Raw genomic sequence first — 8,890 nt, 5'->3', positions numbered from 1 at the left:
GAACAACGGGGCGAGCAGGGGCGGGTCGCTTGATCAAGAGAGAGCGGCAGAAGCGCGACCCGCCATCCCTGGAACCAGATTCAGCCTGCATAGAGAGGGCCAGTTAACAAAGGCAAAGTGATACCCAGAAAGGCGCAGACGCTCAGCACGGCAATGAGGGGATCGAGTAACGGTGCATTGAGCAAACTGCCGCGCAGGTGCAGGCGATAGAAGAGCGTTGGCAGCACCAGGCCCAGAATGGCCGCCAGCAAGAGCGTCAGGCCCAGACCGAAGCCCATTGCCAGCGCCAACAGAGGTGACCCGAAAAGGACCCAGCTCAGGGCGGCCACACAGACACTGGCCAGCACGCCGCCGGCGGTCCCTAGCTGCAGCTCGCGGAAAAAGCCGCGCCAGAAATCGCGTCCGCGTTGTGAACGCAACTGCCAGCCAGTCACACCGAGCGCCTGTGAGCCTACACTACCGCTAGTGAGCAAGAGCATTGGCAGCAGCGAGACCATGCCGCTGAGCGTAGTAGGTGAATGAAGAGCGCGCAAAAGACCACTAAGAGTAGCCGGGTCCTGAGCGGCGCGAGCGCCGGCGCGCAAGACCGGTCCCAGCAAACCATTCAAGAGCAGCGCCAGGAGAGCGCCCGCTGCCACATTCACCGCTAACCAGGTCGCGCGTCCCAGCACGGCGCGCCAGGAAAGCGGCTCCTCCTCAGCCGTAAACTCCTCGACGCTGGTGCCGGCGATCTCTGAGAGGTCTTCGGCCTGCTCCTCGCGGATGACATCGATCACATCGTCGACGGTGATCAGGCCGACCAATCGGCCCTCTTCATCGAGGACGGGGAGAGCCAACAAGTCATAATGCGAGATCAGGCGCGCTACCTCTTCCTGATCGGTATCGGTATGGACATGGATGACATCGGGATTGAGTAGATCCTGCAGACGCGTTTGCGGATCGGCGGTCACCAGGCTCCGTAGCGAGACCACGCCGACCAGATGCTGTGCATCATCAACCACATAGAGATAGTAGATGGTCTCGAGATGATCGGCATGGCGGCGCAGGTAAGCCAGTGTCTCTTCAACCGTCCAGTGTTGCGGCAGGCCGAGCACGCGGGTTGTCATTAGGCCGCCGGCGGTCTGTTTCCCGTAGTGAAGCAGTTCGCGTACCTGGCGAGCCGCCTCAGCGGGCAGCAGATTCAGCAGGCGTTCGGCCTCCTCGCGTGGCATCTCGGCCAAGACATCGGCCACATCGTCGGGAGCCAGAGCGGCCAGGAGGCGTGCAGCGTGCTCTGAATCGAGGCCGCTGATAATCTCGGCCTGCAGCGGGAGCTCAACCTCACTGAGCGTATCAGCAGCCGTTTCGGTATCCAGGCGCTCCAGCATGGCACCGGCTTCTTGGGCATCAAGTTGCTCCAGGATATCAGCGATATCCGCCGGGTGAAGGTCTGCCAGCTTGGTGCGGCTGACGCTCAACTGGACCTGCGGCACGACGCCGCCCGTCGCGACCGTGGCGCTGCTTCCTACACCAGCGCCGGCCAGGGCAGGGGCAAGCTGCTCGCTGGTGCCAGCATGAACCACCTGGATTGGCTCTACATAGTTCCAGGTAATGGTACGGTCCTCCAGCCGCAGTGGCAGCACCCGGCTCAACAGCTCGAGCGGGGCCAGCAGCCCCAGTCGGCGCAGCAGGCCGCTGGCGCCGATATCGACGCCGATCAGGCGCGCTGTTCCCTTGATCTGGGCCAGTTTCAGATCGTTGACTTTGACCACACGCACGCCCTGGGTATCGACAATCTGCTTATCCAGAATGTCGCGCTTGAGCAGCAGCTCATCGGGTTGAGGTGTGTAGGGAGTGATCTCGTCCTGACGAACCTTTAGGGTGATGGGAGTCTCTTCAATGCTGTGGACCTGAGACCAGGGCACCACCAGCGTATTAGTATTCAACGGTGAACGCACCACCAGCGCCGTCACACAGGGAAAGGTCTCGCGCGGCGAGACATAAAGGTCAAAGAGTATACCTAGGCGCCGTCCCTCGCTATCATGGACACTCTGACGCAGCAGCGTGCTCAAGTAGATCAAGGGTATCACCACCTTTCCTCGTCTGCTCAATGGACAATACAGGCCGGTCGCTCGGCCACAGCGGCGTGGTTGAGCGAGAGGAGTTCCCAACTCGTTTGTGTGCTTGCGAACGCAGAGATCTCAGCCTGACCGGGTGCATGGTGGGCAGAAGCCGGGCGCAGGCACGTCTGACTGGCGGCGGGTCAGCACGCAGCTCGTCAAGCGTCTAGCGACTGATGCGTGGACGAGCCGGACAGCCGTCAAAGACAGACATCACCTTCGCCCGGGCATCAGGCCCGGTCAGTGCTGATGAAGACGCAGCGGGAAACCCATGCGTACAGGGGCACCCTTAGCAAAAAGGACAGGTAGGACAGACTGGCAGGCGGGAAGTGTTTACTCGATAGCGGCTGACCGCTGGCAGAGGATCACGCTCATCGAGTAAGGTGGTGATACGGAGGGGACGATGAGTAACTGACTAGTTGCGCTCTAGAACAAGAGAATGAGCGATGAGACCAAGCGCCAGTGTACGTCGTCGGGCAAAGGCTAGATCCCCCCTACTCGATGAGGTGACAAACACTTACCCGCGAGCAGGCATGTAAGAGCTACACGCCTACTACTACTTGGGCCAGCGTCCATGTCCCTCACCTCCTTGACCCGTTGAGCCGCGATGCTCCAGATGGGAGGCATGGCGGTACCACCGCTGTGCCCGATACTGGAGCTGAAAAAGGAGTGCGGTCACGGGGATCACACAAACAGGACAAAGCATCATGTCTTGTCAGAGTATAGCACGCTGATGGCGGAATCGGCAAGCTGGTGCGGCGAATCTCTGAGAATCCGCCGCCCAGCGGTCACCCGTTTCTCCTAGCAGGCTGCCTGACTAAGAGGCGCTTGTCTGACCCCAGTGAAGCCAGAGCAAGGCATGATAGAGCTGGGTTTCCCAGACATGCCACGAGTGATAGCCTTTTTCGATATCAAGCGTATAGCGTACGTGGTGCTGTTTGAGCACTTGGGCGAACTGCAGTGTGTCGCTATAGTAAGGCTGGTCGCGGGTAGCCGCTCCCAGGAAAAAGGCCAATTGCTGGCTGCGACGATTGCTGGCGATCGTGTAGAGCGGACTATTGGCACGGCGGTAGGCCGGATTGCTTCCCCAGATGGGGCCCTCAGCACGATAGTAGCCACCCAGAGAAATGACGAAGCCGAAGACGTCGGGATGGTGAATAGCAATATTGGTCGCACCAAAGCCGCCCATTGAGTTGCCGCCGATAGCGCGATCCGCCGGGGCAGGGATCGTTCGATAGTGGCTGTCGATATACTGGACCAGATCGATGGCGACGTAGTTCTCTAGCAGTTGCTGTCTGTCGCTACTATTGCCCCATTCGCTGGTTGCTCCAGGGCGCCCATTTCCATCAGGAAAAACCATAATCAGCTCGGGGATCTTCCCCAGGTCAATGAGCGTATCGGCGGATTGCTCGGCTTTGCCGCCAGTAATCCAGTCAACCATCTTGCCAGGAGAGCCGTGCAGCAGGTAGAGCACCGGGTAGCGCCGCTGTTGAGCGGCAGGCGTATTGTAGGAGGGCGGTAGGTAGACCAGAAATGAGCGCCGCTGACCGTGGAGGGAGGGACTGGCAAAGCTATCTTTGACCACTGTGCCCTTATTTGGGCGCCCGGCAGCGGTCCGAATGACCGGCGGGGTGTGAATACCGGTGTCAGGGGCAAAGAGGAACAGGTCGCCTGAGCCGGTGGCCAGTACCAGCGAGGTCACCAGCAGGACGGCCAGGAGCCAGGACCCTGCGAAGGCCAGGGGATGGAATTGGGGCTGATCAGGAGGGACAATCGCCGTGGACGGCGCTAGCCCGGGCTGCGGCGGCGGTGCCGTTTTCCACAGGATGGCGAGGCGCTGGGGAGCGCGTAGGAGCTGCCAGGCCTGGGCGACAGGATCAAACAAGGCCCGGGCTAGCGCCTCGCCGATGGCGCAGCCGGCAAAGGCCGCTAGGAACGCCAGGGCCAGTAGCATGAGCACTGTATGAACCAAGGCTCCTACGTTCAACGGTTCAAGTTGTCCTCCCGGATCGCGCACCGGCTGCAGCTCGCTTGCGATGAAGTCCTCCAGGTAGGCCGAGCAAAAGAGCAAGAGGCTGGCAGGCAAGGCGCCTATAAAACGCCGTCCTACCAGGCCCCCACAGAAGCCGGCGCCGGCGCAGCAGAAAAGGGCTGTCACCATCTGGGTGCGCTGGACATCCAGTCCGAGGGCGATGAGCAGCGCGCTCAGCCCCGAGCTTAAACCAACGATAAGTAGGGCGCCGCCAAGCAATGCCCCAACGAAAGAGAGCACTGGCGGGACAAACGCCCGCAGCGAACGGCGCGAGCGTTTGTCAGTATCAGTAGAGAGGCCCGAAGGCTGCCATGTCTTCATAAGAGATGCAAGGTGAACAGACTCTGATTTTGCTGGCCAGGAGCACGCTCCCAGGCCGGTGAGCGCTGCTGGTGAGCATTGAGCAAGGCCAGAGCGATACGTGGCAGGGCCAGCGTATTGCTGGCCGCCACGTAGCGGCTCTCCCAGCGGGGTTGAAACTTCTGCTTGAAGCGGAAGAGTGTGCGATGCTCTTCCAGCACATGGACATGCTCCAGCAAGAAATTCGCAATGGCGCGCTGCCCGGCTGACAGCTCCTGGTTGGTATCGCTAGCGGCAATCAGGCCCAGGCTAACGAGCCAGGCCCCTGCCTCGCGAAAGCGCTCAATGGCGCGCACTAGCAGCAGCTCCATCACCCCATAGGGGGCATCGGGCGCGCGACGCATCAGGTCGAGGGCCCAGCCCCAATCACGACGTATTCCACTTTTGGAGTCGTAGAGGCCATAGATTGGAGTAAAGGAGACAAAGGCACAAAGCCTGTTGGTCCGATCGAAGGCCAGTCCCAGTGTCAGGCGCGGCAGAGCCTGCCGACCGGCCTCTATCTCCTCACGTGCGGCCACTGCGGCGATAAGAGAGGCTCGCTGAGCCATTGCAGGCAGCTCGCTCAGGCGTCCCATGCTGAACCCCATCTCTGCCGTTTCGCGTGCTCCTTTCTGCCGCAGCCAGGCGCGCGAGAGCTGGACCATCTGCTCATACAGCTCCGCCGGGGGGGCCTCCTCGAGCCAGCACAGCGTGACACCCTCGCGTTCTGCCCGGCGGCTGCTGGTGCGTACATTGGCCATTGCCGAGCCGCTCAGGCTGAAGCAGCGTGGATCAATCAGGGCCTCCTCGCCAATTTTAAAGATGCTCAGGCCGCAGGCGCGATAGTAGGGTAAGAAATCAGGGTGAGCCTGATAGATAGCGACCTGCCAGCCATTACGCTGACATAGCTCTAGGAAGGCGCGGCTGACCTCCTCGCGTGCCGCTGGCGGACAGAGAGGGTCGCCAGGGACCACGGCGACATTGTTGACCAGGCGATAGGCGACCAGGCCCTCACCATGTGGGGTCAGGAAACGCAGGTTCCCCGGGTCCAGTGCAAAGAAGGCCAATGTCTCCTGTCCGTAGCGACACAACAGGTCAAGGGCCAGACGCTCACTCTGGACCAGGTGCTCCCGCTGGTGCGTCAGCCACCAGCGCGCGCTAACAGGGCGAAAGAGGGCGACCAGGCCTGTCAGCAGAGCGGTCGCCGCTAGAATGGGCAACGAGTCCAGGAACCAGCGCGCATGCCTCGTCAGCGGCAGTAGCTCCTGAGCCGGCAGATTAGCCATGCGACGGAGCAGGGCTAGCAGCGTCCCACCTGTGCCACTGGTGGTCAAGAACTGCCCTTCGATCAGGTAGTAGCCACCGATGCCGTAGAGAAGGAGCAGAACGGTCCCGACAGCCAGTAAGACCAGGCCCTGCCGGGCGCGCCAGGGGTCGCTAGCCACCTGGAAGCAGGGACGAGCCAGGAGCAGGACGCCCCAAAGGGCACAGGAGAGCAGGGCCTCCTCAAGAGCCAGGCCACGCAGCACGTGTAACAGGGCGGATAGAGGCAACAGGACAAGCGTCACCTGCCAGGCGCGCTCTTTGCCGCGAGCCAGACCGAAGGCCAGCAGGATCAGGAAAAAGCCGATCAGCAGAGCAATCGTATGGCTGGTCTGGACAAAAGGCCAGAAAGCCGGCCCAAAGGGCGCGAGCAGAGCAATCGTCGTCAGTAGATCGTGCAGCAGCTCCAAGCGTCCCGGGTGTGGTGGAAGCAAGACCACCAGGCCATTGATGCAGCCCAGCAAGGCCACGGTGAGCGCCAATATGCCCCTGATCAAGCGACGTGATGGCAAGGCGCTCGGCTGCTGACCTGGGCGCGGGGCTACCAACCGTGAGAAGAACGCCTTCATAGCCCTTCCTCCCCGGCCTGTATCCCTGGCCTGGTCTGCTTCCTCTGTTGTCTCATTGTGCTGCGCAGCGCCGGCGAACCCGGGACGACCTCAGCGCCACGCAGCGGCTCCGGCGGTGTCATACCCTTCTGCCTGTTCTGTAAGCAACCATCCTTTCAAGCTACGATCTTGATCCTATTATGGGTATCCCTTTCAAGGGCTGTCAATAAAGTTAAGGGTCTTTCCCACGCTGGTCCACTCGCCTCATAGCCTGGGCTGTCTACCTGAGAGGTGGAGAACGAGAGCCGCGGCGGTAGAGGTTCAGGATTGAAACCCTACCACTGGCTCTCTCGTGTTTTTACTCGGACCGTAAGAGCTTAGCCTTGCCACCATGACTGTGAAGGAGGCTGCTCTCTCCCGACGGGCAAGGCCTACAAGGCGGTCCACAGTTGTCAGGAACAGCAACCGGCTACTCCGATCGCTGACGGGTCAGAGAAAGCGAGTGCCATCATGGAAGATGTTCATCAACTCCGCTCGACGGGGAAAGAAGCGGATAGGCCAACGGAGCAGGCCGGGGTCTCACGGCGAGAAGGTCTGATCTCCGAGCCGGAAACCATGCGCGTCGTGCCGACGCAAGCAACGTCAGGGACAAGTGCCCAGAGGTCGGAGGCCGCGCCGGCCCGGGAGCCAGCGCGACTGCCTGAGCGGGGAGCGCGCTATGCGCTCATTACTGGCCTGATTATGGGCGTCCTCGTCGCCCTGGTCACCATTGTCCTTGTCCTGGTGAATGCCGGCCTCTTCAATGAGGCTCATCGCCAGGTGCTGCGCGATGCGCTCACCGTGCGAGTAGCGTTGCTGCTGGCCGCCATCTATGGAATCACCTGGTTGGTGGCGCTAATCGTCGCTTTTGTTGGTGGTCTCATCCTTGGGCGAATCGCTGTACGTCGGCGCCTGGGCTTCCTGGCGGGGGCTGTAGGAGGCATCGTCTACTCGCTGCTTCTCTGGCCGACCAGCTTTATTCCTGCCTATCCGGGCAATCTAACTGGTACTGCCACGCTGGACGCCGGCACCGCGGTGCTCGAGGTGCTCTGGTGTCTGCTGTGGGGTCTGGGGGGAGCACTGGTTTGCCTCGCTGGTACGTGGGTGGCCTCGGCGCGCCATCCGCATTATCGCGACCGCTAACAAGGCTGACCGTGCCAGGTGCTCATAGGCCAGACGAGCAGTCATGCAGGGCACGCTGGCGCCCTCACGCCAGCGTGCTTGCGCCCGCCCAAGCGAGATAGACAAGTGAAGTTGGTACCTAAGTCAAGAAGGGAAGGAAACACGACGATGAATAAAGATGAACTCGAAGGTAAGGCCAAAGAGGCTCAGGGTGGTCTGAAAGAGTCGCTGGGGAACCTCACTGGCAATGAGCAGTTGCAGGCCGAGGGCAAGGCTGATAAGGTTGAGGGCAAGGCCCAGGGACTGCTTGGCAAGGTGGGCGAGAAGCTGCACGAGGCTGCCGAGCAGGTCAAGGAGGCCGCCCAGCATGCCAGTGAAAAGGCCAAAGAGGCCAAAGAAGAGCGTCAGCCCTAGCTCTCTCCGATCAGGCCGCTGGTCCGCTCGCTCGCGGACCAGCGATAGCCTGGGTCGCTAACCCTGGGGTCTGCTCTCGCTCAATCGAGGAGAGCAGACCTTTTGTTGCTATCTGCAGGTGGAAGCTATCCCCTTTTCTCCCCAAAGCAGCCCCGCGCCGCTCAGCTCAGGCCTGCATCGGCCAGGCTGCCGGTCAGGTGCGACGCCCCCCTCTTGCTAACCTTCCCTGACTAGCTCATCTCTATTAACAGAGCTTTTAGCAGTCCATTATCGGCTATTTACAAATTCGTCCTATACTGCTGAAAATACGATTAGCTGGGATAATCGTGCCAGCTTACTATCAAGAAGTGAGGGATAGCCTATGCAAGTAATTCGTTGGCAAGGATCAAATCCTCCTGATGAACAAGAGATCAGACGAAAGATGCAAGAGCAAGGATTAGCATCTTACAGTTGGTCCAATGGGCCGGGCGATACCTATGCGGTACACAGCCACAGCTATGACAAAGTGCTCTACTGTCTGCGTGGCTCCATTCGCTTTGTCCTGCCTGACACGCCAGGTCCCGAGGGGATTATTGATCTGGAGCCGGGGGATTGCATGATCCTGCCGGCGGGCACCCGTCACAGTGCCTTTGTTGGCCCGAAAGGAGTGACATGCCTGGAGGCGCAGCGAACAGCGGCCAGGCGTCCTACGGAGCAAGAGCAGCTTGAGCGCTAGGGTGGGCAGGCCTCCCAGGCACCACACAGACTAGCCCTTTCTTCTCTGGCTGGCTGGTTTTCTCTCTGCCTCTCTCGCCATTGTCCATCTCAGGCAAGAAGCGTCTGGCGGCCTGGGTGCTGGCGCAAAACCAGCGAAGAGGGCGAGCCGTCCCTTTGCGAAGGTGATCGCTAAAGATATACTATACTTAATGTAACCTGTATCAACGTCGCCTTCACCACATTGCGAAAAGGAGTATACGATGGGACGACTTGATGGA

Annotated in this window: 6 protein-coding genes; 3 read left to right on the top strand and 3 right to left on the bottom strand. The window is 60.6% G+C overall.

All coding sequences use genetic code 11. The features are described 5' to 3' along the window. Positions 1 to 80: 80 nt before the first annotated feature. The 3 genes from mgtE to IRZ24_RS12670 all read right to left on the bottom strand — a co-directional run bounded on the left by mgtE (position 81) and on the right by IRZ24_RS12670 (position 6,362). Positions 81 to 2,060, bottom strand: a complete 1,980-nt coding sequence (gene mgtE / locus IRZ24_RS12680; RefSeq protein ID WP_297164801.1) for a magnesium transporter — start codon at positions 2,058 to 2,060, stop codon at positions 81 to 83. A gap of 856 nt (positions 2,061 to 2,916) precedes the next feature. Further along, positions 2,917 to 4,452 carry an alpha/beta hydrolase-fold protein gene (locus tag IRZ24_RS12675; protein WP_297164799.1) on the bottom strand — a complete coding sequence of 512 codons (1,536 nt, stop codon included), beginning with the start codon at positions 4,450 to 4,452 and terminating at the stop codon, positions 2,917 to 2,919. Further along, positions 4,449 to 6,362, bottom strand: a complete 1,914-nt coding sequence (locus IRZ24_RS12670) for a phosphatidylglycerol lysyltransferase domain-containing protein (protein WP_297164797.1) — start codon at positions 6,360 to 6,362, stop codon at positions 4,449 to 4,451. The genes IRZ24_RS12675 and IRZ24_RS12670 overlap by 4 nt, the downstream gene beginning before the upstream one ends. 489 nt (positions 6,363 to 6,851) lie before the next feature. Here IRZ24_RS12670 and IRZ24_RS12665 point away from each other — a divergent pair, with 489 nt between their 5' ends. The 3 genes from IRZ24_RS12665 (at position 6,852) to IRZ24_RS12655 (ending at position 8,631) form a co-directional block, all read left to right on the top strand. Then, positions 6,852 to 7,523, top strand: a complete 672-nt coding sequence (locus IRZ24_RS12665) for a hypothetical protein (protein WP_297164795.1) — start codon at positions 6,852 to 6,854, stop codon at positions 7,521 to 7,523. Between the two features lie 147 nt (positions 7,524 to 7,670). Further along, a complete protein-coding gene (locus tag IRZ24_RS12660; RefSeq protein WP_297164793.1) occupies positions 7,671 to 7,916 on the top strand; it encodes a CsbD family protein in 246 nt (81 codons plus the stop codon). A gap of 361 nt (positions 7,917 to 8,277) precedes the next feature. Then, positions 8,278 to 8,631: a cupin domain-containing protein gene (locus IRZ24_RS12655; protein ID WP_297164792.1), complete on the top strand. Its 354-nt coding sequence runs from the start codon at positions 8,278 to 8,280 to the stop codon at positions 8,629 to 8,631. The last annotated feature ends 259 nt before the right edge of the window (positions 8,632 to 8,890 follow it).

This window comes from Thermogemmatispora sp. (assembly GCF_019683755.1).
Classification (GTDB): domain Bacteria; phylum Chloroflexota; class Ktedonobacteria; order Ktedonobacterales; family Ktedonobacteraceae; genus Thermogemmatispora.
This window is presented reverse-complemented; position numbering and strand designations above follow the sequence as displayed.